We start from the raw sequence: 24,786 nt of genomic DNA on the forward strand, positions 1-24,786 counted from the left end.
GGATCGTCACCGCCGGTGCACAGTGGTGACAATGTGTGACGACACTGGTCGTTCCGGGACGCCGGACGGCCGCCGCGGCGGGCCGGGCGTGCGGACGGTCACGGTCCGGTGGCGTTCCGGCCGCGGGCCGGTGTCGTCGTCCCGGGAGTTCTCCGTGACGGGCGTCCGAACCGCCGGTGAACGGCGAGGACGGCCGTTCGCCGACGGGAGGAACGGTCGCACGCGGCCGTTCACCTGGAGCGGTGAACCCGCTGGCAGCAGCTCGCCGACCCCTTGCCGCCCCGTGGCGTGAACGGACGATTTCGACTGGAACACCGCCGGACGGGTGAGCACCATCATGGGTGGTGGGAGACGACCGAACGCCGTCCGCGTCGACCGCGGACACGCGGGCCGTTCCCGCCGAGGGCCAGTACGAGGAGGACAAGGTGACTGCGCTGCAGACCCGCACCGAGCTCCCGGAGATCACCGATCCCGCGGTCGACGATCTCGGCTCCGGCACGGGTCCGGCCTGGCTGGAGTCGTGGATGCGGGCGCACAAGGGCGAGATCGTCGGCTGGCGCCGCGCGATCCACGCCCAGCCCGAGCTGGCCCGTCGCGAGCACCTCACGACCGCGCGGGTCGCGGAGACCCTGCTGCGGGCCGGTCTGGAGCCGCGCACGCTGCGCGGCGGCACCGGTGTCGTCTGCGAGGTGGGGCACGGCGAGCCGCTGGTCGCCCTGCGCGCGGACATGGACGCGCTGCCCCTGCAGGAGCAGACCGGTCTGCCGTTCGCCTCCGAGGTGCCCGGCGTCATGCACGCCTGCGGGCACGACGCGCACACCGCGATGCTGCTCGGCGCGGCACTGGCGCTGCAGTCCGCGCCGTCGCTGCCCGGCCGGGTCCGGCTGGTGTTCCAGCCGGCCGAGGAGGTGCAGCCGGGCGGCGCGCTCGACGCCGTCGAGCAGGGCGTGATGGAGGGGGTGCAGCGGATCTTCGCTCTGCACTGCGACCCGCGCCTGGAGGTCGGACGGCTCGGAACCCGGGTCGGGCCGATCACCTCGGCCTGCGACCTCATCGAGGTCCGGCTGACCTCCCCGGGCGGGCACACCTCGCGCCCGCACCTGACCGCCGACCTCGTGCAGGCGCTCGGGCTGCTGGCCACGCAGGTGCCGCTGCTGCTGACCCGCCACGTCGACCCGCGCTCGGGCACCGTCCTGACCTGGGGTGCGGTGCACGCCGGGGACGCGGCGAACGCGATCCCGCAGTCCGGCCTGCTGCGCGGCACCCTGCGCACCGCCGACCACACCACCTGGACCGAGCTCGAGGAGAAGCTGCGGGCGCTCGTCGCGTCCGTGCTGGCCCCGACCGGTGTCGGCTACGTGCTCGACCACGTCCGCGGTGTCCCGCCGGTCGTCAACGACGCGGTGTCCACCGGGATGCTGCGCGACGCCGCGGTGACCGTCGGTGGCGAGGTCGCCGACGCGTCCACGGAGCAGTCCTCCGGCGGCGAGGACTTCGCCTGGTACCTGGAGCACTCCGCGGGCGCCATGGCGCGGCTCGGGGTGTGGTCGGGCACCGGCAAGCAGCGGGACATCCACCAGCCGACCTTCGACCTCGACGAGCGGGCCCTGCCGTTCGGGTCGCGGGTGCTGGTGCAGGCCGCGCTGTCCGCGCTGGCGCAGGCGGCCTCCTGAACCACCGTCTCCCGCGGTGAACGACGACGGCCCGGTCCCCTCGCGGGGGCCGGGCCGTCGTCGTCAGCCGGTGCGGCCGGTCAGGACCGGTTGCCGGGGGAGGACTTGCGGCTGGGCCTGCTGCGCAGCTCGTTGACGTAGTCGTCCGGGGCGCCCGCGGTCTCCGCGGCGTCGGCGATCACGCCCAGGTAGCGGGCCGACGGGTCCCCGCCCTCGTAGGCGTTCAGCACGTAGATGAACGCGAGGACGCTGCCGTCGAGGGTGGCGACCCGCAGCCGCAGCTTCTTGTGCATGCCCAGCTCGCCGCCCTCCCAGCGGTCGAGCTGGCGTTCGTCGTGCTCGGGGACGTCGTAGAGCACGACGAACACCTGCGAGCCCGGCTCCTCCACCACGGTGGAGAGCGCGCCCTCCCAGGTGTAGTCCTCGCCGCCGAACGTCAGCCGCCAGCCCTGGAGCCACCCGGTCCCGGCCATCGGCGAGTGCGGGGCGCGCTCCTTCATCTGCTCGGGGTCCATGTTCGACCCGTACGCGGCATACAGCGGCACGCGTGCAGGGTAATGGGGAGCCCGGCGGGGCCTCGACCCGCCCGGTCGTAACGATGGGACACGCGTACTGTGAGCCCCGTCGACGCCGGCGGGCGGGACCGCCTGCCGGTCCACCACCACCGACTTCTCCAGGGGGATCTCCCGTGACCCGCATCGTCATCATGGGCGGCGGACCGGCCGGTTACGAGGCCGCACTCGTCGCGGCACAGCACGGCAGCGAGGTGACCGTCGTCGAGCGGGACGGGATGGGCGGCGCCTGCGTCGTCTACGACTGCGTCCCCTCGAAGACCTTCATCTCCTCCGCGGCCGTCCGGGTCGACCTGCACCGTGCCGAGGACCTCGGCGTGCTGGTGGACCGCGGCAACTCCGCGGTCGACCTGCCCGCGGTCAACGAGCGGGTCAAGTCCCTCGCCCTCGCCCAGTCCGCCGACGTGCGGGCCCGGCTGGAGAACGAGGGCGTCCGGATCATCGCCGGCACCGCGCAGTTCGCCGGGCCCGCCGCGGCCCGCGCCGCGCACGAGGTGACCGTCACCCATGCCGACGGGACGGTCGAGGAGCTCGTCGCCGACGTCGTCCTCATCGCGACCGGGGCCACCCCGCGGGTGCTGGACTCCGCCCGCCCCGACGGCGACCGGATCCTGGACTGGCGCCAGCTCTACGACCTCGACGAGCTGCCCGAGCACCTGATCGTGATCGGGTCGGGCGTGACCGGCGCGGAGTTCTGCTCCGCCTACGTCGAGCTCGGCTGCCGGGTCAGCCTGGTCTCCAGCCGTGACCGGGTCCTCCCGCACGAGGACGCCGACGCCGCCGCCGTGCTCGAGGAGGTCTTCGCCGAGCGCGGCGTCGAGATCCTCGCCCACGCCCGCGCGGACTCGGTCGAGAACACCGGTGACGGCGTCCGTGTCACGCTGTCCGACGGCCGGGTCGTCGAGGGCTCGCACGCCCTGATGACCGTCGGGTCGATCCCGAACACCGCCGACCTCGGCCTGGAGAAGATCGGCATCGAGACCGACCGCGGCGGGTTCGTCCCCGTCGACAAGGTCTCGCGCACCTCCGAGCCGGGCGTCTACGCGGCCGGCGACTGCACCGGCGTGCTCATGCTCGCCTCGGTCGCGGCCATGCAGGGCCGGATCGCGATGTGGCACGCGCTGGGCGAGGGCGTGTCCCCCATCCGGCTGCGGACCGTCGCGGCGAACGTGTTCACCCGCCCCGAGATCGCGACCGTCGGGATCAGCCAGAACGCGATCGACTCCGGTGAGGTCCCGGCCCGCACCGTGATGCTGCCGCTGTCGACGAACCCGCGCGCCAAGATGCGCGGGCTGCGCCGCGGCTTCGTGAAGCTGTTCTGCCGCCCGGCGTCCGGCGTGGTCATCGGTGGTGTCGTGGTCGCCCCGGTCGCGAGCGAGCTGATCCTGCCGATCGCGATGGCGGTCCAGAACGGGCTCGGTGTGGACGACCTGGCCCACACCTTCTCGGTGTACCCGTCGCTGTCCGGGTCGATCACCGAGGCGGGCCGTCAGCTCATGCAGCACTCCGACCTGGACTGAACAGCTCCGCGAACCGGTCGCGCAGCTCGCCGTCGCCCGCGGGGGCGAGGGTGGACCACTCGGGTCCGCCGTGCGCGCCGGTCCCGCGGGTCAGCCGGTAGCGCCCTCGCGGCGTGTCGACGACGGCGACGTGCCCCGGCAGCCGCGACGGGCTGCCCCAGCGGTCGTGCCGGACGGCACAGATCTGCGCCCGGTGCGCGGGCCCGGCGAGCAGCGGCTCGAGCCGGGCCCGGTGCTCGACGTCCCCGTCCGTGCCGGGGTCGGTGTGCACGTCCGCCTCGAGGAGGCGGGCCAGCTCGCTGGTGGGCAGGGCCACGGCGGGCCCGGGCCCCGGCGCGCGCCGGGGCAGGGCCGACACCGCGGCGTGCGCCGGTGAGCCCGCCGCGGTGACGGTGACGGCTCCGCCGGTGTGGACGGCGAGGACGCCGTCGCCGTCGCGTTCGGCGGCGACCGCGCGCAGCGGCCCGTCGTCGAAACGGCCGCGCACCTCCAGGTGACGGTCGGGACGGGCGAGCAGGGCCAGCAGCCGTACCAGCGCGGGGTCGGGTCCGGCCGGACCGGCGAGGCCGCGGGCGCGCAGCCCGCCGACGCCGGCCGCCACGACCCGGCGTCGTTCCTCGCGGGTGCGCCCGGGGGAGGGCAGCCGCAGCGCCACCGGGGTGGGGCCGAGCCCCAGGTGCTCCCAGACGACGTCGAACTCGGCGCCGATGAGCACGAACGGCACCGACGGGGTCCAGGGCGCGGGCTCAGCCACGGCCCCTCCAGCGGGCGTCGGGGCGCAGGACGCCGGGGTCCGGTCGGGCATCGGGCTGCTCCGGGGGGTCGTCGGGGGCGGCGTGCTCGTCGGCGACGAGGCGCCAGGCCGGGGTGCGGGGGTCGGCGGGCGCGCCGACGGTCGCCGCGGCCGGGAGCGGGGCGGCCGGGACCGCGCCCACCGGTACCCCGGCGGGGGTGACGGCCGGCTCGCCCGGTGCCGGCGTCGGCGGCGGGGCGTGGCGGGCGTGTGTGGCGGCGCCGTGGGGCGCCGGGCCGTCGGGGTGGGGAACGGCGAGGTCGCCGGTGGTGACGCCGTGGTGGACCGGGCTCCGGGGACCGTCGGGGCCTTCGGGGGCGGCACCGCCGCCCGCTCCGTCCGGGGACGGTCGGTCGCTCGTGGTCGCACCGGGAGCGGGGCCTGCGTGTGGCGCGGGACCGCCGTCGGGCGCGGTGTTCCCGGTGGCGCCGTCCGGGGCGGGGTCACCGGGCGTCGGCGGCGCCCCACCGTCGGCGGCCGGGGCGCCGTTGGGGGCGCGGGTGCCGCTGGTCGTCGCGTCGCCGGACGGCGGGCGGTGCTCGGCCCCGCTCGGCGGTCCGTCACCCGGCGCCTCCTGGGCGACACGGCCGGACGGTGTCCCGTGGCCGACCGCGTCGCCGGGCCGCGGGCCCTCAGCGGGGGTGGCGTCGCCGCCGGGGCGCGGGTGCCCGGGCGGCGTGCCGTCCCCGGCGGGCCCGCGTCCGTCCCGGGCCTGCCGCTCCCGGCGGATCGTCGCGCCGACCAGGATCCCGGCCCCGCCGAGCGCTCCGCCCGCGAGCACCGCGGCGGTCACCGCGGTGCTGCCGCCGCCGGGGTCCGCGCCGCCGACGCCGTCCGGGACGCCCGCGCCCGCGGGGGACGCCGGACCGGCCGGAAGCTCACCGGTGCCGGGTCCGGTGTCCGTGCCGGGTGCGCCGGTCGTGCCGGTGCGGGGGGCATCGGTCGAGGGGGCCGGCCCGGAGGAGGGCCCGCCGACGTCGATCGGCCGCGCCCCGGGCACCCCGGCCCGTCCGTTCCCGGTCAGCACCGCCGCGGTGATCCCGCCGAAGCCGATCCCCGCGAACACCGTCGTCCCCGTCGCAGCGCCGCCCGCCGGGTCCGGGGCCGGGTCCGCGTCGCCGCCGGGCGGGGGCCCGCCGGGCGACGGGGCCGGGACGGCGGGGGAGGCGGGGGCGGCGCCCTCGTGGGTGACGACCGGGGACACACCCCACCCGGTCCACGGGGCGCCGGTGACACGGGTGTCGTCGTCGTAACGGACCATCAGCTCCGCGGCCCGGCCGGCCGAGTTGCCCGCGGCGAGGTCGGCGGCCGCCCAGTCGTCGAGCAGGGCCGGGCCGGTGGGTGCGGTCTCGGGCGGCGTCGGCGCCGCGGCGGCAGGCATCCGGGCCCGGAGGTCCGCGGCGAGCCCGGCCTGGGCGGCCAGCGCGTCGGCGGTGCGGCCCGCGTCGACGGCGGCGGAGACGACCCAGCCGTCCAGCGACCCGCACGCCACGGTGACGCCGTCCGCGGTGCCGCCGGACCATCCTCCGGGCAGGTCACGGACCTGCCCGGCCAGCTCGCGGTGGACGTCGGTGAGCGCGGCGGCGGCGTCGCGCCACGCCCGCTCCGCCCCGGCCGACGCCGCGGGGCCCGGACCGGCCGCCACCATCGCGACGATCTCGGCGTGGCTCAGTCCCGCCCAGCGCGGCGCGGTCACCGGGCACCCCGGCTCAGCGCGTCCGTCGTCGACTCCTCGGTGCGGGTGTAGGCACGCCCGGTGGCACCGGCGGCGTCGCGGGCCCGCAGCAGCTCCGCGTGCAGCGTGTGCAGCCGCCCGATCGCGGCGTCGGGGCCGTCCGCGGCGTGCACGGCGTAGCGGGCCGCGGCCTCGGCGCTGGCCGGATCCCCCAGCCACGGCTCGACCCGGCGGGCGTCGGCGTCGAGGGTGCGGAGCGCGACGGCCAGCCGGGACGCGGCCCGGTCGAGCGCCTCCGCCGCCCCGGCCGGGGCGGCCGGGTCGACACGCAGGTCCGGGTGGATGTCGGGCACGTCGGCCTCCGGTGCGGACGGGCGGATCACGGACGGGCGCACGCTAGGCCCGCACCGGCCGTCGCCGCGGCGGTTCGCCGCGGAACGGTCGCGATCGCGAAGCCCGCACACGACGACACCCCCGTCCGCACCGGTGGTCACCGGCGCGGACGGGGGTGTGTGTCGCGGTCAGGCCGCCGTCACCTCGGCCGGCTCCGGGACCTCGACCGGGGCGCACCCGCGCAGCGGGCACGGCGGTGGGGCCCAGGACCTGGGCGTCCCGCCGAGGGCGGGAACGGTCCCCGCGAACGGCCACCGGCCTGCGAAACGTTGCAGGTACCAGTAGACGAACAGGTGGTCCGGTTCCTCCGGGTCGGAGACGAACAGCGCACGCCCGCCCAGGTCGGTGACCCAGGCTGCGTAGTCGTTCGCCACCTGCCCCGGTGGGCGCGAGGCCCGCCGGGTCAGGAGCCAGTCCTCCGCCCGGGTGCGCCAGGTCGCCAGCGCGGTCGGGTGCAGGGTGGCCCCCGGGAGCTCCCGGAGGTTGGCGGTGAAGGTGCCGATCAGGACCCCGTCCGCGCCGTACGCGGAGGAGGCCAGGGTGAGCAGGGAGTGCGGGCCCGGGATCGGGCCGTCGGTGTGGAGGTGCGTCGTGACGTGGAACGTCGTCGGCGCGATGTCGAGCTCTGGGGGCATGACGGATCCTGTGACGTCTCGGTCGAACTGGGACGGCTCACGGCGCGGCAGGGCCTGCGTGGTGAGCGGATCCGCGGCGCGGTACTCCGCGTGGCGGTAGTTCCGGGCCCCGTGGATCGGGCACACGGGTCGGCTGTGGAGTTGTGAGGTTGCGTGCCGCGGGCGCCGGACGGCGTGCGCGACACGCCGGGAACGCTAGAACGGCGCGACGTGCCGGTCAACGGGCGGTGACCCGGTCGGCACGGCGCGTTCCGCGGCACGCGGCTGTCGCCGTGCGGGCGACGGGGCCGGGCGGAGCGCCTCAGCCCTCGCCCGACAACCGCCCCAGCACGACGACGTCGACCCGCTCGCCGTCGACGGTCCACGCCTCCCGCAGCCGCCCCTCCGGCACGAACCCCAGCGCCGCGGCGACGGCGGCGGAGGCCCGGTTCGGCTCGGCGTGCATCCAGGTGACGCGGTGCAACCCGAGCCCGCCGAAGGCGAAGCGCACGACCGCCCCGGCCGCGGTGCGGGCCAGACCGCGTCCGCGGGCGCCGGGCAGCGTCCAGCAGCGCAGCTCGGCGGTGCCGTGGGCGATGTCCAGGTGCTCCAGGGTGATCTCGCCGAGCATCTCCCCGGTCGTCGGCTCGGCGACGGCCCAGGCACAGCGGGTGCCGCGGGCCCAGCCGTCGATCCGATCCGCGACGTGCGCGGTCACCTGCTCGTCGAAGTCCGGGGCGGCCGGGTCCGGACGGTTGCGCCAGCGCCGGATCTCCGGGTCCCGGCAGGACGCGGCGACGGCCGGGCGGTCGTCCACCCGGCCGTCGTGCCGTGGTCCGCGCAGGTACCACGTCCCGGCGTTGATCTCGACCGGGTCGAGCACCGGGCCGGGAGCGGGGACGGGCACCTGGTCCAGGGGACTCAGTCCTTGATCTCGCAGATGACGGTGCCCTGGGTGACCGAGGCGCCCTGCTCCGCGTCCAGGCCGGTCACGGTGCCGGCCTTGGTCGCGGTGACCGGGTTCTCCATCTTCATCGCCTCGAGGACGACGATCAGGTCACCCACCTCGACGGTGTCGCCCTCGGAGACCGCGATCTTGATGATCGTGCCCTGCATCGGCGCGGTGACGGCGTCGCCGGAGGCCTTCGCCCCGCCGCCGCCCTTGCCGCCGCGCTTGCGCGGGGCCGCCTTGGCCGCGCCGCCGCCGTTGCCGCCGCCGCCGAGGGCGAGGTCACCGGGCAGCGAGACCTCCAGGCGTCGCCCGCCGACCTCGACGACGACGGTCTGCCGCTCGCCGGACTCGTCGTCGGCACCCGCGCCGCCCTCGAACGGCGGGACGGTGTTGTCCCACTCGGTCTCGATCCAGCGGGTGTGCACGGTGAAGTCCTCGAGGGTCTCGGCGGCGTAGGCCGGGTCGGAGACGACGAGACGGTGGAACTCGAGCACGGTCGCCATGCCCTCGACCGTGAACTCGCCGAGTGCGCGACGGGCCCGCTGCAGCGCCTGCTGCCGGTCGCTGCCCCACACGATCAGCTTGGCCAGCAGCGAGTCGAACTGACCCCCGATGACCGAGCCGTCCTCGACGCCCGCGTCCATCCGGACGCCCGGCCCGGCCGGGTACCAGATCCGCTCGACGGTGCCCGGCGCCGGCAGGAAGTTGCGCCCGGCGTCCTCGCCGTTGATGCGGAACTCGATGGCGTGCCCGCGCGGCTGCGGGTCGTCGTCGAAGTCCAGCTCCTGGCCCTCGGCGATCCGGAACATCTGGCGGACCAGGTCGATCCCGGTGGTCTCCTCCGAGACCGGGTGCTCGACCTGCAGACGGGTGTTGACCTCGAGGAAGGTGATCATGCCGTCCTGGCCGATCAGGAACTCGACGGTCCCGGCGCCGTAGTAGCCGGCCTCCTTGCAGATCGCCTTCGAGGCGTCGTACAGGGTCTTGCGCTGCTCGTCGCTCAGGAACGGCGCGGGTGCCTCCTCGACGAGCTTCTGGAAGCGGCGCTGCAGCGAGCAGTCCCGCGTCCCGACGACGACGACGTTCCCGTGCTGGTCGGCCAGCACCTGGGTCTCGACGTGGCGCGGCTTGTCCAGGTAGCGCTCGACGAAGCACTCGCCGCGGCCGAACGCCGCGGTGGCCTCACGGACCGCGGACTCGTACAGCTCGGCGATCTCGGAGCGCTCGCGGGCGACCTTCATGCCGCGCCCGCCACCGCCGAAGGCGGCCTTGATCGCGACCGGCAGGCCGTGCTCGTCGGCGAAGGCGATGACCTCGTCCGCGTCCTTGACCGGGTCCTTCGTGCCGGGCACCAGCGGGGCGCCGGCCTTCAGGGCGATGTGACGCGCGGTCACCTTGTCGCCGAGATCGCGGATCGACTGCGGCGACGGGCCGATCCAGGTCAGCTCGGCGTCGATCACGGCCTGGGCGAAGTCGGCGTTCTCCGACAGGAAGCCGTAGCCGGGGTGGATCGCGTCGGCACCGGCCTGCTTCGCGGCACCGATGACCTTCTCGATGTCGAGGTAGGACTCGGCGGCGGTCGAGCCACCCAGCGCGAAGGCCTCGTCGGCGAGCCGCACGAACATCGCGTCCCGGTCCGGGTCCGCGTAGACGGCGACGCTCTGAAGTCCCGCGTCCTTCGCTGCTCGGATCACGCGGACGGCGATCTCTCCCCGGTTGGCGACGAGCACTTTGCGCAGTGCGGGCACGGTCGAACTCCTCCGGTCACGGCGCCGGCCCGATGCTCCGGCGCAGGGTTAGGCGGAGTGTAAGAGCAGAGCCGCCGGAAGTTACCGGTGGGGAATGTGGCGATGGCAACGTCGTCACCCGTCCGAGGGCCCCGACCTCGACCCCGATCGCTCCGGTCGTGACCGGTACCACCATCGGGACAGGCGGTTCCGGGGGCGCGGGGCGGTGCGGCCGTCGTAGTGCAGCACCGCCTCGCGTGCGGCCAGCTCGCGCCGCGCGCCGGCACCGAGCCGCCCGGCGGCCGCGAGCTCGCGGGCCAGGTCCCAGCCCTCCCGCTCCGGGCCGTAGGGGGCGACGCCGTCGAAGCGGGCGTCGAACCGGGCCTGCCAGTCCGCCCCGGCGTCGACGGCGAGCAGCGGCCACGCCGCGGCGACGAGCCCGGCCCGCTTGCGCAGCAGCGCCGCCCGGGCCGCGGCCAGGCGCGCCGCGTCGAACCCGGCCGGGTCCGCCCCACCGGCGACGAGCGCCGCCACCAGCTCGGCCTGCCGCCGCGCGAGCCCGGCGCTCACGTCGGGCCCGGCCCGTCCGCGGGGGGCGCCGCCACCGGCCCGGCCCCGCGCCCGGCGCCCGCACCCGCCCGGCACGGTGCCGCGTGCCCGGCCGCGGCCGCGACGGCGTCCAGCTCCGCGCGCAGCACCGCGGCGGGCGGGTAGCGGCCGTCGCGTTCCAGCATCACCGGTGGCGGCACCGGCAGCTGCGCGACGGTGTGGGTCAGCAGCGCCAGCACCGCGTCCGGGACGGGGTCGGTGTGGGTGTCGTGCAGCAGCCCCGCCGCGTCGGCGGCGTGCCCGGCGACGTGGCAGTAGGCCACCGCCCCGGGCGGCAGCCCGGCGAGCAGCGCGTCGACGTCCGCCCGCGGGTCACGGCCCCGGTTGCGGGCGTTGACGAACACGTTCGCGACGTCCAGGAGCAGCGGCGCCCCGGTCCGGTCGTGCAGCCGGTGCAGGAAGCCCGCCTCGTCGAACTCGTCGCCGGGCCAGTCGAACAGGGCCGCGATCGGCTCCAGCGCCAGCGGGACGTCCAGCTCCGCGCGGGTCGCCGTCACGTTGGCGACGAGCACGTCGAGCGCCTCGCGGGTGCGGGGCAGCGGCAGCAGGTGTCCCGCCTCGATCCCGCCGGCCCGGGTGAACGCGATGTGCTCGCTGACCAGCGCCGCACCCGTCGCCGCGGCGCAGGCCGCGAGGTGGGCGACCCTGCCCGGGTCGACGCCCTCGGGTGAGCCGGGCGACAGCCGCACCCCGTGCACGACGACGGGCCTGCGCAGCAGCGACGCCGGCACCGCGTCCGGGCGCAGCGACTCGGCGATGACCTCGTGGAACGCGAGACCGTCGACGTCGTCGAGGACGGCGGCGACAGCGCTGCGCCAGCCGACCCCGGTCCCGCCCGGGACACCCGTCATGTCGCCACCTCCGCCCGTACGAGCCGTCCCCGCAGCTTCACACCCCCCACGGTGCAGCTGCGGGGACGGCAGATCCGGTTCCCCGCGCGGGCTCAGCCGCCGCAGCCGCCTCCGCCGCCACAGCCCCCGCCGCCTCCGCCGCAGCTGCTCCCGCCGCTGTCACCGCCGGACCAGCCGACGACGCCACCGCCGTCGGAGGAGCCGCCCCCGGTCGCGGCGGGCGCCCCACCGAGCGTGGCGAGCTTCTGCGCGGCGAGCTCCTCGGCGAAGGCGGGCTCGGCGGCCAGCATCGCGCCGACCCCGAACGCACCGACCGACAGCGCGGCCGCGGCGGGCCCGACGGCCGTCCAGTCCGGGCGCATCGACGGCGACAGCGCGTCGTTCCGGGACCGGACGACGGTGAGCGCGGCGTCCCCGGCCCGGGTCCGGTCGGGCACCCGCGTCGCGAGCACCGTGGCGAACACCGCGGTGGCGGCGACGAGCGCGAACAGGAACCCGACCGGGCGCCCACCGCCCAGACCGGCGGCGATCCGTACCGCACCGGCGAGGGCGAGCACCCCGACCGGCCAGGCGGTCGCCCGGTAGCGGACCCGGTCGGCCGGGGACAGCAGCAGCCCCGCGGTCTCCAGCCGTTGCGCGGCCCGGGCCAGCTCGGTGCGGACCGGCTCGTGGGTGCCCAGCATCCGGCCCGGGGTCAGGCGCTGCGCGGAGCGGTGGATCGCCCGCTGCAGCGCCGTCGCGCCGTGCCCGGGGACCCGGCCCGCCCGCACCTGTCCCGTGGTGCGGCCGGAGGTGACCAGGCTGCCGTCGACGTGCATGGCCGACAGGGCCGCGTACACGGCCAGCTCGGGGCCGCCGTTGAGGTACGCGACGTCCTCGGGCCTGCTGTCGAGGGTGCGGGCGCCGCGCGGATCCCCCTGCGCGATCGTCCGCCGCCGGCGCAGCACGATCCCGGAGACCAGGACCAGCGCGACGACGTAGAGGACCAGGAAGGTCTGACCCGGGATGCCCCAGGTGTCCCCGGTGAGGTTCGTGCCCATCTCCACCACCCCCTGCGGTGAGCGACACTTCGTCGTTCGAAGCAGTGTGCGCCCGCTCACCCCGACCGGGTGACCGATTTGAGGTGGACTTGAGGAAGGGCCGCGGACGACGACAGCCGGGGTCACCGACGGTGACCCCGGCTGTCGCGGGAGTGAGTGTGGGGGCTCAGGCGGTCGCGGCCCGCACCTGGTTCTTGATGCGCGCCAGCATCGCCGCGATGCCGCGCAGCCGCAGCGGGCTGACGGCCTCGGCGAGGCCGAGGTCGGTGTAGAAGTCGTCCGGCACGGCCAGCACCGCCGCGGCGGGCTGCCCGTCCAGCCCGGTCACCATGATCGAGGCGAACCCGCGGGTGGTCGGCGCCTCCTTCGGTGCGGAGAAGAACAGGTGCACCGGCCGCTCACCGCCGTCCTCCACCTCGACGGCGAGGAACAGCGGCGACTGGCACTCGTGGACCTGCTCCATGGTGTCCGCGCTGTCGGCGTAGCGCTCGGGCAGGTCCGGCAGCTCCTGGGACAGCTCCAGCAGCAGCTGGAGACGGTCCTTCGGGCCGACCGCGGCGAAGTCGTCGACCAGCTCGGCGAGATCGGGGGGCAGGGTGCCCGGGTCGGTGGAGCTCACGCGGACCCGCGCTCCTCGCCCTGCACGATCGGCACGCGCACGGCGTTGCCCCACTCGGTCCAGCTGCCGTCGTAGTTGCGGACCCGGTCGAAGCCCAGCAGGTACGTCAATACGAACCAGGTGTGGCTGGAACGCTCGCCGATCCGGCAGTAGGCGACGACGTCGTCCGAGGCCGACAGCCCCTGCTCCTGCTCGTAGATCGCGGACAGCTCGGCACGGCTCCGGAAGGACCCGTCCTCGGCGGCGGCGCGGGCCCACGGGACGCTCGCGGCGCCCGGGATGTGCCCGCCGCGGACCGCGCCCTCCTGCGGGTAGTCGGGCATGTGCAGCTTCTCGCCGGTGTACTCCTGCGGGGACCGCACGTCGACCAGCGGCCTGCCCAGGTGGGCGAGGACGTCGTCCTTGAAGGCGCGGATGCCGGAGTCGTCGCGCTCGACGACCGGGTAGTCGGCCCGGGCCGGGGTGGGCGCGTCGGTGACCATCTCGCGGCCCTCGGCGACCCACTTGGACCGGCCGCCGTCGAGCAGCCGCACGTCGGCGTGGCCGAACAGGGAGAACACCCACAGCGCGTAGGCGGCCCACCAGTTGTTCCGGTCCCCGTAGACGACGATCGTGGTGTCCCGGCCGATGCCACGCTCGGACATGATCTCGGCGAAGCGGGTGCCGTCGACGTAGTCCCGGGTGACCGGGTCGTTGAGCTCGGTGTGCCAGTCGACCTTCACCGCGCCGGGGATGTGCCCGGTGTCGTAGAGCAGGACGTCCTCGTCCGACTCCACGACCACCAGACCGGGGTCCTTCAGGTGCTCCGCCAGCCAGGCGGTGGTGACCAGGCGCTCGGGGTGCGCGTACTCGGCGAGCTTCGGGTCGGGGTCGTGTCCGACAGTCATGGCCGCAGGGTAACCGCGCGCCCCGACACCCACACGGCGGTCAGGACCGTGGCGTCCACAGATCGACCACCGACACCCCGACCGCGCCCAGCAGACGGCGCAGCAGCGGCAGGCTGATCCCGATCACGTTGGACGGATCGCCGTCGATGCCCTCGACGAACCAGCCGCCCAGCCCGTCCAGGGTGAACGCGCCCGCGACCTCCAGCGGCTCCCCGGTGGCGAGGTAGGCGTCCAGCTCGGCGTCGGTCGGCTCGGCGAAGCGCACCCCGGTCCCGGCGTGCCCCTCGGCCTCCTGCGCGACCGCTCCGCCGGCCAGGCGCAGCACGGCGTGCCCGGTCAGCAGCTCGCCGGTGCGCCCGGCCATGGCCTTCCAGCGGCGCCGCGCGGTCTCCGCGTCGTGCGGCTTGCCGACCAGCTCACCGTCGACGAGCAGCATGGAGTCGCAGCCCACGACGACGCCGTCCCCGGTCAGCCGGCCGGCGACGGCGGCGGCCTTGGCCGCGGCCAGCAGCGTCACCTTGCGCGCGGGGTCGGCGTCGGGGTGCGCGGCGAGCAGGGCGTCCTCGTCGACGTCGGAGACCTCCACGGCGGGGTCGGCCCCGGCGGCGCGCAGGACCGACAGGCGGGCGGGGGAGGCGGAGGCGAGAACCAGGCGCACGACGCCGGACGCTACCGGCCCGCCACCGCGGAGCCGTGGTCCGCCGCCGGGGCGGTGGTCCGGTCCGGCCCGGCGACGCGGTGCAGACGCAGCGCCAGGTGCAGGTGGAAGCGGCCCTCGGGGGTGCGCCAGTCCGGTCCGAGCAGGTCGTCGACGCGTTCGAGGCGCTGGCGCACGGTGTTCGGGTGCACCGACAGCGCGTCGGCGGCCGGGGCGAGCAGCTCGCCCGCGGCGAACCAGTGCCACAGCGTCTCGGCCAGCCGGGTGCGCCGGCGCCGGTCGTAGTCGAGGACCGGGCCGAGGTGGCGCCCGACGATCTCCCGCGACGTGGTGCCGGTCCGGTCCCGGATCACCGCGCCGACCGCGCCGAGCGAGGCGAAGTCCGCGTGCCCGGTGGTGCGGCCCAGGGCACGGGCCGCCGCGGCGACGTCGGCGGCCTCGGTGTGCGCGCGGCGCAGGTCCGACGGCCCGCCCGAGGGGCTGTGCGCGGCGCCGACGAGCGACGGCGTCCCGGCCGCGGCGAGCCCCTCGGCGACGAGCGGTGCCGCCCCGGTCCCCGCGGGGCCGGGGCCGGTCGTCCCGGCGGCGATCACGCACACGTGCCCGTCGTGCACCGACACCAGCCAGCGGCCCGCCCCGTCGAGCCCCCGGACCGCCCGCGCCGCGGTCACCGCACCGGCCGGGTCGACGTCGACGACCAGCACCGTCGCCGGGGCGTCGGGGGAGAGGCCGTACTGCGCGAGCCGGGTCCCCAGCGTCGGCCGTGGCGGGACCCGGCTGTCGACGAGCTCCTCGACCAGCGTCGTCTGGGCGGTCTCGTCGGCCTGCGCCAGCGCCCGCTCGACCAGCAGCGCGACCGTCATGAACGCCGAGGCGTGCGCCAGCCGGGCGACGGCGTCGTCGTCGGCGCCCTCCATGACCAGGGTCGCCAGGTGCTCCCCCGCCGTGGTGATCGCGAGCAGCGCGTAGGTCCCGCCGCCGGGCAGGTGCGCGATCGCGACCCCACCGGCCTGCTGGGAGGTGCGGACCGCCGACCGCAGCCGCCACCCGGCCAGCTCCTCGGGGGTGAGCAGCCGTCGTCCCGTGCGCAGCGCCCCGGACGGGTCGTGCAGCGAGAGCGGGTGCCCGACGGACTCGGCGAGCACGGCGAACACCCCGGCCGCCTCGGCGGTGGAGCCGGCCATCGCCCCCATGAGGCGTTCGTCGAGGTGCAGGAGGTGTTCCAGGCGCAGCCGGGCGCCGGGGTCGGAACCGTCGTCGCGGGTGGTGCGCAGGCGCCGGATCTCCTCGCCGCGCCGGGTCTGCTCCAGCGCGACGGCGGCCTGCACGGCCATGTGCTCCAGCGCCGTCCGGGCGGCCGGGCCGAGGGTGCGGGGTCCGCGGTGGGCCACGAGCAGCGCTCCCACGACCCGCCCGCCCAGGCGCATCGGTGCGCCGGCGATGGCCCGCACCCCCTCGCCGCGCACGATCGTGTCGATCCCCGACAGGTGGTTGAGCGCGCGGTCGGCCAGGTAGTCCGCAGTGGCGACCGTGCCCGCGCCGGCCGCCGCCCGCCCCAGCACACCGGTGCCGAACGGCATCCGGATCGCGCGGTACTCCGGCGTGCGGACGCCGTCGGTCAGCTCGATGTAGGTCGTACCGGAGTGCAGGTCGTTGAGGCTGAAGTAGGCCATGTCCGCGCCGAGCAGCGCCCGGGTGCGGCGCAGTACGGCGCCGAGCATGACGTCGCGGTCGCCGACGTTCGCGAGGTCCAGCGCTGTCTGCCCGACGGCCTGGAGGATCGCGTCCTGGCTGGGCTCGGGGAACGGCGGAGCCGGCTTCATGCGCCCGACCCTATGTCTGTCCGCGCCATGTCCTGCGATCAAGACAGGCGCATACGACCATGGACGCCCGCCCCGGGCTTCCCGAGACTGGCCCGGCGACCAACTGCCAGAACCCTCCAGCGACGAAGGGAATCCTCATGGCCACGGCGAACAAGCTCAGCGTCATCCCCTGCGGGGCGATGCACGCCAATCTCCCGTTCCTGCTCCTCAAGCCCGGTGTCAGCATCAAGCCACGGTCCGAGAAGGACGCCCCGATCGACTGGGTGGAGGTGCCCACGCACTGCGTCCTCGTCGAGACCGACGAGGGCAAGCTGCTGTGGGACACCAGCTGTCCGTCGGACTGGGAGACGCGCTGGGCGCCGACCGGTCTGCAGGAGTTCTTCCCCTACGACCAGGTCGCCGACGACGAGTACCTGGACAAGCAGCTGCACAAGATGGGCGTCGGGCTCGACGAGATCGACTACGTCGTCCTGTCGCACCTGCACTTCGACCACGCGGGCAACGCCCAGATGTTCAAGAACACCAACGCGAAGATGATCTGCTCGGACAAGGAGAAGGAGTTCGCGCTCGGCTTCGAGGGCCCGTTCAACGGCGCCCACCTCAAGGCCGACTACGAGGGCATCGACTGGGAGATCGTCTCCGGCGACGTCGAGCTGCTCCCCGGCGTCAGCATGATCCAGACCCCGGGGCACACCCCCGGCTGCATGTCGATGCGCGTCGACCTCCCCGACACCGGCACGATGATCTTCACCTCGGACGCGGTCTACATGGGAGAGAGCTACGGCCCGCCCGCCGCGCCCGCCGCGATCGTCAACAACCTCGAGGACTGGTTCTCCTCGGTAGAGAAGCTGCGCGGCATCCAGGAGCAGACGAACGCGCAGATGGTGTTCGGCCACGACGCCGAGCAGATCCACCAGCTGCGCAAGGCACCGGAGGGGTCGTACACCTGATGACGTTCGAGGTTCCGGAGTACACCGAGGAGACGATCTTCACCTGGGGGGCGCCGCCGCTGAAGTTCGGCGCGGGCGCGATCGACGAGGTCGGCTTCGAGCTGTCGGCCTACGACGTGTCCCGGGTCCTGATCGTGACCGACCCGGGGGTGAACGCGCTCGGCGCGCCGCAGCGCCTGGCCGACAACCTGTCCCGCTACGGCATCGAGTCCGAGATCTTCGACGGCGTGCACGTCGAGCCGACCGACGACTCGATGAACAAGGCGACCGAGTACGCCCGCGCGCAGGGTCCGTGGGACGGCTTCGTCGCCGTCGGGGGCGGGTCGGCGATCGACACCGCCAAGGCCATCAACCTGCTCACCAGCCACCCCGGCGAGCTGATGGACTACATCAACAAGCCGATCGGCGGCGCGAAGGTGCCGCCCGGGCAGCTCAAGCCGCTGATCGCCGTCCCGACGACGGCGGGCACCGGCTCGGAGTCCACCGCGATGTGCGTGCTGGACATCCTGTCCATGAAGGTCAAGACCGGGATCAGCCACTGGCGGCTGCGCCCGACCCTGGCCGTCATCGACCCGCTGCTGACGATGACGCTGCCGCCGCAGGTCACCGCGGCGGCCGGGATGGACATCACCTGCCACGCGCTGGAGAGCTACACGGCGCGGTACTACACCACCTTCGACCGCAAGAAGCCCGAGGAGCGGGTCACCTACTGCGGCTCCAACCCGGTCTCGGACCTGTGGTGCGAGAAGGCGATGTCACTGCTCGCGAAGTCGTTCCGGGCCGCCGTCGAGCGCGGCGCCGAGGACGTCGAGGCCCGCTCGGACATGATGATGGCCGCGACCTTCGCGGGCATGGGGTTCGGCAACTCCGGCGTGCACATCCCGCACGCCAACGCCTACCCGATCGCGGGCATGGTCAAGGACTACCGGCCGCAGGGCTACCCGCAGGACGAGGCGATGGTGCCGCACGGGGAGTCGGTGTCGCTGACCGCGCCCGAGGCGTTCCGGTTCTCCTTCGACTCCGCGCCGGAGCGGCACCTGCGGGCGGCGGAGCTGATGGACCCGCGGGCGGACAAGGTGAACGACCCGCGCGAGCAGCTGCCCGGGGTCCTGACCCGCCTGATGCGCGACATCGGCATCCCGAACGGCATCGGCGGCGTCGGCTACACCGAGGCCGACGTGCCGGACCTGGTCCCCGGGACGATGAAGCAGCAGCGGCTGCTCGCGACCTGCCCGCGGACCCCGACCGAGGACGACATCGCCGACATCCTCACGAAGTCCGTCGAGAACTGGTGACCGTCGCGGCCGGTGGTCCTCCGGGGCCGCCGGCCGCCCCGATCGAAGGCGGCACGATGCCGATCTACGTCTTCCGCTGCGGGTGCGGAGCCCGCTTCGAGCACCTCGCGTCCATGTCGGACGCGGCCACCCCGCCCTGCCCGCTCTGCGGGGACGGCGCGACGACCAAGGTCCCCGCCGGGTTCGCGCTCGGCGGCCAGGCCAGCCCCGGCCTGTCCAAGGACGAGATGCCCCAGACCTGGCGCGGGGTCTACAACGGCAACTCCGAGTACATCGACTCGATGCGCCGGACCTGGGACCAGCGACGCAGGCTGGAGGAGAAGTACCCGGAGATCGCCGGGGACCAGCGGCCGATCCTGGCGCACGAGGGCAAGTACCACGACGCCCCGCTGCGGGCCGGTGACATCCAGCTGGGCGGCACCGCCCCCATGCCCGGCGCGGGCGTGGCGGCCAAGCAGGGCCACGGGCACGGCCACGGCCACGGCCACGGGCACGGTCACGGCCACACTCCCGCACCGACGCCCCCCGCCACCACCACCGACTGACCCGTCGGATCCACACCCCCTGGCCGGTCCCCACACCCGTTGCACCAGGTGTGGGGGCACGCCAGGGGGTGTGGACACCGGGCCGCGCCGGTCCCCGCCGCGCGCCCGCGGGAACGGTGTCAGCGGCCGGCCAGGCCGTGGCGGTAGGCGTAGCCGACGGCCTGCGCGCGGTCGCGCAGCCCGGTCTTGGCGAACAGGTGGTTGACGTGGGTCTTCACTGTCGCCTCACCGACCACGAGCCGTCGCGCGATCTCGGTGTTGGACAGCCCCTCGGCGATCAGCCCGAGCACCTCGACCTCGCGCGGGGTCAGCCCGTCCGGCGGGTCGACCGGTGCCGCCGGGACGGTCGACGCGCGGGCGGCGACCAGCCGGGACAGCACGCCGGCGTCCACGGTGGACACACCGTCGGCGGCCGAGCGCAGGGCCCGGCCGATGGCCTCGGCGTCGGCGTCCTTGGACAGCCAGCCCGAGGCGCCCGCGGCGATCGCGTCGACCACGGCGTCGTCGTCGACGTAGGTGGTGAGCACGACGACGGCGGTGCCGGGGTGTCCGTCGCGGACCCGGCGGGTCGCCGAGACGCCGTCGCCCGCGGGCATCCGCAGGTCGGTGAGCAGCACGTCCGGCGCCAGCTCGGCGACCCGGGCGACCGCCTCGTCGCCGCCGCACGCGGTGCCGACGACCTCGATGCCGTCGAGCAGGCCCAGGACGGTGGCGAGGCCGTCGCGCACGATCCGCTGGTCGTCGGCCAGCACCACCCGCAGGTCGCTCACGTCGTGATCCTCTCGCGGTCCGGGGAGCGGGCGGGCAGCCGGAGCCGGACCCGCCAGCCGTCGGGGGTGGGGCCGGTCTGCAGCTCGGCGCCGACGAGAGCCGCCCGCTCGGCCATCCCGGCCAGGCCGGAGCCCTCGCCGTCGCCGGGCGGTGGCGGGGCCCCGGCGACGTCGACGACCTCCAGCTCGGCGCCGTCGCCGTCGCGGCGCAGGTGCACCGTCACGGGGGCGCCGGGGGCGTGCTTGCGGGCGTTGGACAGCGCCTCCTGCGCGGTGCGCAGCACGGTCTCGCCCTCCCGCGCGCCGAGGCGCAGCCCGTCGGCGACCTCGACGGTCGCGTCCGGGTGCGCCCGGCCGAGCTCGCGCAGCTCCTCGGCGACGTCGACCGGCGCCGGTCCCTCGCGCAGCGCCCGCACGGCGCGGCGGGCCTCGGTGATCCCGTCGGAGGCGAGCCGCTGGGCCCGCTCGATCTGGGCGATGGTGTCCGGCGCGGCCCCGTCGCGCAGTGCCATCAGCCGGGCGCCCTGGAGCTGGACGGCCAGTGCGGACAGCGAGTGGGCCAGCACGTCGTGCACGTCGCGGGCGACCCGGGCGCGGTCGGCGATGGCCTCGGCGCGGGCGTGCTCCTCGCGGGCCCTGGCGTCGGCGACGAGTGTCCGCTCGTGCTCCTCGATCCGGCGGGCGGAGTCGCGGCGGCCGATCCCGAACAGCACCATCGCGGTCAGCGCGGCGACCACCAGCAGCGCGTCCCACAGCGAGGTGTAGGGCCCGACGACGATCGTGGTGGCCGCGATGACCGGCACGTCGACGAACAGCGCGGTCCGGTACGGCAGCCGCAGCGCGGCCACGAACACCGCCATCATCGGGAAGGCCGCCGAGGTGGTCCAGCCGTCGGACCCGGCCAGCAGGGCGATCCCGCCCCCGGCGAGCGCGACGCTGGTCAGGACCGTCGCGACCGGCGGCATGCTCCGGTGGAGGGCGAAGACCACCCACCCGGCGACGGCCGGGACGAGCCCGGCGTAGAGCCAGGTCGGGGAGACCTGCTGGGCCGGCGACCAGAACAGCAGGAACAGCACGATCGGCAGCCACAGCAGCGACACCAGCCGCCGGGGCACCCCGAGCAGCGGCGACCGGTCGTGCTCGACGCGGCGGGCCGTGCGGGCGGCGGGCGTGCTCACCGTTTCACTCTGACACAGCGGCCGGGCCGGGCGGGACGCTCAGGCCGCCGCGCGGGCACGGCGCGCCTCGTCCGGCCGGACCGGCAGCCCGGCCGCGGCCACCCGGCGTCGCAGGACCAGGCTCTGGACCAGCAGGCTGCCGCCGAAGACCAGCGCCGACGACGTCGACAGCAGCGGTCCGGCACCGACGGCCCCGCCGAGCACCCCGGCGCCGACCCGCACACCGATGGTCAGCACCCAGGCGACCAGCAGCGCGGCCGAGCCGCTGCGGTACGCCCACCCGTCGCGGGTGCCGAGGCGGAAGGCGTAGCCGCGCACTACCCCGAGCGCGGCCGCCAGCACCAGCTCGGCGGCGAGCAGTGCCACCCCGGCCGCGGTGACCTCCGGGCGGGCCTGGGCGAGGGTGAGCACCCCGATGCCGATCACGACGAACGGGAGCGTCACGTCCCGTCGCCCGCCGACGAACTGCCCGCGGAACTGCTTGTAGAGGACCAGGCCGACGATCGCGACCGTGATGACGAGTGAGGTGGCGTCCATGGGGAGGACGATCTCGCCGCGGACCCGGTCGGCGCGTCGGCGCCGGGGTCGATCCCGGGTGGACCCGCACCCTCCACCCCCGGGTGGACCGCCATCCCCGGGCCGGACGCGACGGCGCCCGGCCCCCGGCGACGTGGTGTGCCGGGGACCGGGCGCCGGTCGGTGGTACCTACGAGGTCAGCGGGGGAGGCCGGAGGCGCGCCAGGCGCCCGGGCCCGCGTGCAGCGGGGCGCGGAGCTGGGCCGCGGGGTGCGACCACAGGTCCGGCGTCCACGGCGGGGCGGGCGGCCCGCCGGCGCTCGCCGCCGCGGCGACGACGGCGGTCAGCGCGGCGAGCTCGTGGTCGTCCGGGGTGCCCCGCACGACGCGGAACAGCGCGCGGCGCTCCTCCGGGGTCTGTTCGGTGGACTCCTCGGCGGCCATCAGAGCGGGATGTTCCCGTGCTTGCGGGTCGGGCCCTGCTCCCGCTTGGTGGACAGCATCCGCAGCGCCCGGCCGACGTAGCCGCGGGTGTGCGACGGCGGCACGACCGCGTCGATGTAGCCCCGGTCGGCGGCGATGTAGGGGTTGCAGAGGGTGTCCTCGTAGTCCTGCTGCAGCTCCGCCCGCCTGGCGGCGAGCTCGTCGCCCTCCAGGCCCTTGAGCTCCTTGCGGTAGAGGATCGACACCGCGCCCTGCGCGCCGGTGACCGCGATCTGCGCGGTCGGCCAGGCGATGTTGACGTCGGCGCCGAGGTGCTTGGAGCCCATGACGTCGTAGGCGCCGCCGTAGGCCTTGCGGGTGATGACGGTGACCTTCGGGACGGTCGCCTCGGCGTAGGCGTAGATCAGCTTCGCGCCGCGGCGGATGATGCCGTTCCACTCCTGCTCGGTGCCGGGCAGGAAGCCCGGGACGTCGACGAAGGTCAGCACCGGGATGTTGAAGGCGTCGCAGGTCCGCACGAAGCGGGCGGCCTTCTCCGAGGCGTCGATGTCCAGGCAGCCGGCGAACTGGGTCGGCTGGTTCGCGACGATGCCGACGCTGCGGCCCTCGACGCGGGCGTAGCCGATCACGATGTTCGGCGCCCAGAGCTCCTGGACCTCGAGGAAGTCCTCGTCGTCGACGACCCGGTTGATGACCTCGCGGATGTCGTACGGGGTGTTCGCCGAGTCCGGGATGAGGGTGTCGAGCTCGCGGTCGGAGTCGATGATCCCGTCCTCGATCGAGCCCTCGACGGGCTCGGTGGCCGGGAACGACGGCGGCTCGGACAGGTTGTTCGACGGCAGGAAGCTCAGCAGCTGCTTGACGTAGTCGAGTGCGTCGGCCTCGTCGCCGGCCAGGTAGTGGGCCACACCGGACTTGGTGTTGTGGGCCCGGCCGCCGCCGAGCTCCTCCATGTCGACGTCCTCGCCGGTGACGGTCTTGATGACGTCCGGGCCGGTGATGAACATGTGGCTGGTCTCGTCGACCATGACCGTGAAGTCGGTGATCGCGGGGGAGTAGACGGCGCCGCCCGCGCACGGGCCCATGATCAGCGAGATCTGCGGGATCACGCCCGAGCTCTGCACGTTGCGGGTGAAGATCTCGCCGTAGAGGCCGAGGGCGACGACCCCCTCCTGGATGCGGGCGCCGCCGCCGTCGTTGATGCCGACGACCGGGCAGCCGATCTTCGCGGCCACGTCCATGACCTTGACGATCTTCTCGCCGTAGACCTCGCCGAGCGCGCCGCCGAAGACGGTCGCGTCCTGGGAGAACACGGCGACCGGGCGGCCGTCGATCGTGCCGGTGCCGGTCACGACGCCGTCGCCGAAGGGGCGCTTGGCGTCCATCCCGAAGTTCGTCGAGCGGTGCCGGGTCAGCGCGTCCAGCTCGACGAACGAGCCCGGGTCGAGCAGCTGGTCGATCCGCTCACGGGCGGTCTGCCGCCCCTTCGCGTGCTGCTTCTCGACCGCGGACGCCGAACCGGCGTGGACCGCGTCCTCGAAACGCTGGTAGAGATCGGCGAGCTTGCCCGCCGTGGTGTGGATGTCCGGCTCTGCCCCACCACTGTCCGGGGTCGCCATCGGCTCCGTTGCGGCGCTCATGAGGTCGGAGCTTAACCCGCAAGTAGGTTCGGCCCGGGCGTGACGTCCGACGCAGCCGACCGGGTGGCCGTCCCGCCGACACCGTTACCGATCCGTTCACCCTTCGCGGTCCCCGGCGCGTCGCGGGGCCGTTACGGTGCGCGGTGATGACGACCGGGACGAATCACGGCGACGGGACCCCGCTGGACCCGTATGCCCTGCGGACGGCCGTGCTCCGTCCCGCGGGGGGCTGGACGGCGCTCGACGTCGTCGCCTCCACCGGATCCACGAACGCCGACCTGCTGGCCGAGGCCGGGCGCGGTGCGCCGGACCGCTCGGTGCTGATCGCCGAGGACCAGGTGCGCGGCCGGGGCCGCCTCGACCGGACCTGGATCTCGCGGCCCGGGGCGGCGCTGACGATGTCGGTGCTGTGGCGCCCCGAGGGCGTGCCCGCCGACCGGCTGGGCTGGCTGCCGATGCTCGCGGGCGTCGCGCTGGCCGACGCGATCACCGAGCTCGCCCCGGACGTACCGGTGGCCCTGAAGTGGCCCAACGACCTGCTGGTCGGGCCGGCGCGGGGCAAGGCCGCGGGGATCCTCGCCGAGATGACCGCGGTCTCCGGCGGCGGGCCGGGGATCGTCCTGGGCATCGGGCTCAACATCTCCACCCCGGCCACCGACCTGCCGTGGGGTGCGACCTCGCTGGCCGCGCACGGGTTCACCGCGTCCCGTGCCGAGACCGCGACCGTACTGCTGGGGCACCTGTACCGGCGCGAGGCGCAGTGGCGCGACGCCCGCGGCGACGCCGACGCCTGCGGCCTGCGCCGCGACTACCGCTCGGCCTGCGCCAGCCTCGGCTCGCGGGTGCGGGTGGAGCGCCCGGCCGGGGACCACCTCGTCGGGACGGCCGAGGACGTCGACCCGCAGGGCCGGCTGCTGGTCCACCCGGACGACGGGGCCCGCGTCGCGGTGGCGGCCGGGGACATCGTCCATCTGCGCGCGGCCGACCAGTCCTGAGTCACCCACTGCGCTGACCTGCGACGCAGCCCCCGCGCGTCGCGTGG

At 75.3% G+C, this 24,786-nt stretch carries 25 protein-coding genes; 6 read left to right on the top strand and 19 right to left on the bottom strand.

Features of this window, described 5'->3' with window-relative positions; all coding sequences use genetic code 11:
- The first annotated feature begins 425 nt into the window (after positions 1-425).
- The gene (locus KPF22_RS06500; RefSeq protein WP_208826274.1) at positions 426-1,673 is read left to right on the top strand and encodes an amidohydrolase; all 1,248 of its coding nucleotides are present in this window, start codon (positions 426-428) and stop codon (positions 1,671-1,673) included.
- Between the two features lie 80 nt (positions 1,674-1,753).
- Here the strand turns inward: KPF22_RS06500 and KPF22_RS06505 are convergent, their stop codons facing one another.
- Positions 1,754-2,218 (bottom strand): gamma-glutamylcyclotransferase, encoded by a 465-nt coding sequence (locus KPF22_RS06505; protein WP_208826265.1) that lies wholly within the window; start codon positions 2,216-2,218, stop codon positions 1,754-1,756.
- Positions 2,219-2,361: 143 nt separating this feature from the next.
- On the opposite strand from KPF22_RS06505, the gene KPF22_RS06510 reads away from it, so the two are divergent.
- Positions 2,362-3,765: an NAD(P)H-quinone dehydrogenase gene (locus KPF22_RS06510; RefSeq protein ID WP_224401480.1), complete on the top strand. Its 1,404-nt coding sequence runs from the start codon at positions 2,362-2,364 to the stop codon at positions 3,763-3,765.
- Here the strand turns inward: KPF22_RS06510 and KPF22_RS06515 are convergent.
- From KPF22_RS06515 to KPF22_RS06575, 13 genes are all read right to left on the bottom strand, one after another.
- Positions 3,740-4,519, bottom strand: a complete 780-nt coding sequence (locus KPF22_RS06515; RefSeq protein ID WP_208826270.1) for an ESX secretion-associated protein EspG — start codon at positions 4,517-4,519, stop codon at positions 3,740-3,742. The genes KPF22_RS06510 and KPF22_RS06515 overlap by 26 nt on opposite strands.
- Entirely contained in the window at positions 4,512-6,254 is a 1,743-nt protein-coding gene (locus tag KPF22_RS06520; protein WP_224401481.1) for a hypothetical protein, read from the bottom strand. Before KPF22_RS06520 ends, KPF22_RS06515 begins: the two co-directional genes overlap by 8 nt.
- Positions 6,251-6,616, bottom strand: coding sequence for a hypothetical protein (locus tag KPF22_RS06525; protein ID WP_208821778.1), 366 nt, complete (start codon positions 6,614-6,616; stop codon positions 6,251-6,253). The genes KPF22_RS06520 and KPF22_RS06525 overlap by 4 nt, the downstream gene beginning before the upstream one ends.
- Before the next feature lie 138 nt (positions 6,617-6,754).
- A complete protein-coding gene (locus KPF22_RS06530) occupies positions 6,755-7,261 on the bottom strand; it encodes a hypothetical protein (protein ID WP_224401482.1) in 507 nt (168 codons plus the stop codon).
- 301 nt (positions 7,262-7,562) lie between these two features.
- Positions 7,563-8,147 carry a GNAT family N-acetyltransferase gene (locus KPF22_RS06535; protein WP_224401483.1) on the bottom strand — a complete coding sequence of 195 codons (585 nt, stop codon included), beginning with the start codon at positions 8,145-8,147 and terminating at the stop codon, positions 7,563-7,565.
- 14 nt (positions 8,148-8,161) lie between these two features.
- Complete coding sequence (locus KPF22_RS06540; protein WP_224401484.1) at positions 8,162-9,940, bottom strand: acetyl/propionyl/methylcrotonyl-CoA carboxylase subunit alpha; 1,779 nt, start codon at positions 9,938-9,940, stop codon at positions 8,162-8,164.
- 114 nt (positions 9,941-10,054) lie between these two features.
- Positions 10,055-10,489 carry a hypothetical protein gene (locus tag KPF22_RS06545; protein ID WP_208821771.1) on the bottom strand — a complete coding sequence of 145 codons (435 nt, stop codon included), beginning with the start codon at positions 10,487-10,489 and terminating at the stop codon, positions 10,055-10,057.
- Positions 10,486-11,379 (bottom strand): DUF692 family multinuclear iron-containing protein, encoded by an 894-nt coding sequence (locus KPF22_RS06550; protein ID WP_208821767.1) that lies wholly within the window; start codon positions 11,377-11,379, stop codon positions 10,486-10,488. The genes KPF22_RS06545 and KPF22_RS06550 overlap by 4 nt, the downstream gene beginning before the upstream one ends.
- A gap of 92 nt (positions 11,380-11,471) precedes the next feature.
- A complete protein-coding gene (locus tag KPF22_RS06555; RefSeq protein WP_208821764.1) occupies positions 11,472-12,419 on the bottom strand; it encodes a TIGR04222 domain-containing membrane protein in 948 nt (315 codons plus the stop codon).
- 166 nt (positions 12,420-12,585) lie between these two features.
- On the bottom strand, positions 12,586-13,038 hold the full coding sequence (locus KPF22_RS06560; RefSeq protein WP_208821761.1) for a SufE family protein: 453 nt from the start codon (positions 13,036-13,038) through the stop codon (positions 12,586-12,588).
- Positions 13,035-13,925, bottom strand: a complete 891-nt coding sequence (locus KPF22_RS06565; protein ID WP_062397623.1) for a sulfurtransferase — start codon at positions 13,923-13,925, stop codon at positions 13,035-13,037. The genes KPF22_RS06560 and KPF22_RS06565 overlap by 4 nt, the downstream gene beginning before the upstream one ends.
- A gap of 40 nt (positions 13,926-13,965) precedes the next feature.
- Positions 13,966-14,583 (bottom strand): nucleoside triphosphate pyrophosphatase, encoded by a 618-nt coding sequence (locus tag KPF22_RS06570; RefSeq protein WP_208821758.1) that lies wholly within the window; start codon positions 14,581-14,583, stop codon positions 13,966-13,968.
- A gap of 11 nt (positions 14,584-14,594) precedes the next feature.
- Positions 14,595-16,406 carry a helix-turn-helix domain-containing protein gene (locus KPF22_RS06575; RefSeq protein ID WP_208821755.1) on the bottom strand — a complete coding sequence of 604 codons (1,812 nt, stop codon included), beginning with the start codon at positions 16,404-16,406 and terminating at the stop codon, positions 14,595-14,597.
- Between the two features lie 137 nt (positions 16,407-16,543).
- On the opposite strand from KPF22_RS06575, the gene KPF22_RS06580 reads away from it, so the two are divergent.
- Genes KPF22_RS06580 through KPF22_RS06590 form a run of 3 tightly spaced genes read left to right on the top strand, consistent with a single transcriptional unit; the run spans position 16,544 to position 19,196 of the window.
- Entirely contained in the window at positions 16,544-17,356 is an 813-nt protein-coding gene (locus KPF22_RS06580; protein WP_062397615.1) for an N-acyl homoserine lactonase family protein, read from the top strand.
- On the top strand, positions 17,356-18,651 hold the full coding sequence (locus KPF22_RS06585; protein ID WP_208821752.1) for a hydroxyacid-oxoacid transhydrogenase: 1,296 nt from the start codon (positions 17,356-17,358) through the stop codon (positions 18,649-18,651). The genes KPF22_RS06580 and KPF22_RS06585 overlap by 1 nt, the downstream gene beginning before the upstream one ends.
- 56 nt (positions 18,652-18,707) lie before the next feature.
- Positions 18,708-19,196, top strand: a complete 489-nt coding sequence (locus KPF22_RS06590; RefSeq protein WP_224401485.1) for a zinc ribbon domain-containing protein — start codon at positions 18,708-18,710, stop codon at positions 19,194-19,196.
- Positions 19,197-19,315: 119 nt separating this feature from the next.
- Here KPF22_RS06590 and KPF22_RS06595 read toward each other — a convergent pair whose 3' ends face one another.
- From KPF22_RS06595 to KPF22_RS06615, 5 genes are all read right to left on the bottom strand, one after another.
- Positions 19,316-19,966 carry a response regulator transcription factor gene (locus tag KPF22_RS06595; RefSeq protein WP_224401486.1) on the bottom strand — a complete coding sequence of 217 codons (651 nt, stop codon included), beginning with the start codon at positions 19,964-19,966 and terminating at the stop codon, positions 19,316-19,318.
- On the bottom strand, positions 19,963-21,144 hold the full coding sequence (locus KPF22_RS32975) for a histidine kinase (RefSeq protein ID WP_224401487.1): 1,182 nt from the start codon (positions 21,142-21,144) through the stop codon (positions 19,963-19,965). The genes KPF22_RS06595 and KPF22_RS32975 overlap by 4 nt, the downstream gene beginning before the upstream one ends.
- A 39-nt stretch (positions 21,145-21,183) precedes the next feature.
- Positions 21,184-21,681, bottom strand: coding sequence for a hypothetical protein (locus KPF22_RS06605; protein ID WP_224401488.1), 498 nt, complete (start codon positions 21,679-21,681; stop codon positions 21,184-21,186).
- A 177-nt stretch (positions 21,682-21,858) separates the two neighbouring features.
- On the bottom strand, positions 21,859-22,104 hold the full coding sequence (locus tag KPF22_RS06610; RefSeq protein WP_224401489.1) for an acyl-CoA carboxylase epsilon subunit: 246 nt from the start codon (positions 22,102-22,104) through the stop codon (positions 21,859-21,861).
- Positions 22,104-23,744, bottom strand: a complete 1,641-nt coding sequence (locus tag KPF22_RS06615) for an acyl-CoA carboxylase subunit beta (RefSeq protein ID WP_224401490.1) — start codon at positions 23,742-23,744, stop codon at positions 22,104-22,106. The genes KPF22_RS06610 and KPF22_RS06615 overlap by 1 nt, the downstream gene beginning before the upstream one ends.
- A gap of 146 nt (positions 23,745-23,890) precedes the next feature.
- Between KPF22_RS06615 and KPF22_RS06620 the strand changes: the two genes are divergently transcribed.
- Positions 23,891-24,739 carry a biotin--[acetyl-CoA-carboxylase] ligase gene (locus KPF22_RS06620; protein ID WP_208821734.1) on the top strand — a complete coding sequence of 283 codons (849 nt, stop codon included), beginning with the start codon at positions 23,891-23,893 and terminating at the stop codon, positions 24,737-24,739.
- The last annotated feature ends 47 nt before the right edge of the window (positions 24,740-24,786 follow it).

The organism is Pseudonocardia sp. ICBG1034, assembly GCF_020131375.1.
GTDB lineage: Bacteria > Actinomycetota > Actinomycetes > Mycobacteriales > Pseudonocardiaceae > Pseudonocardia > Pseudonocardia alni.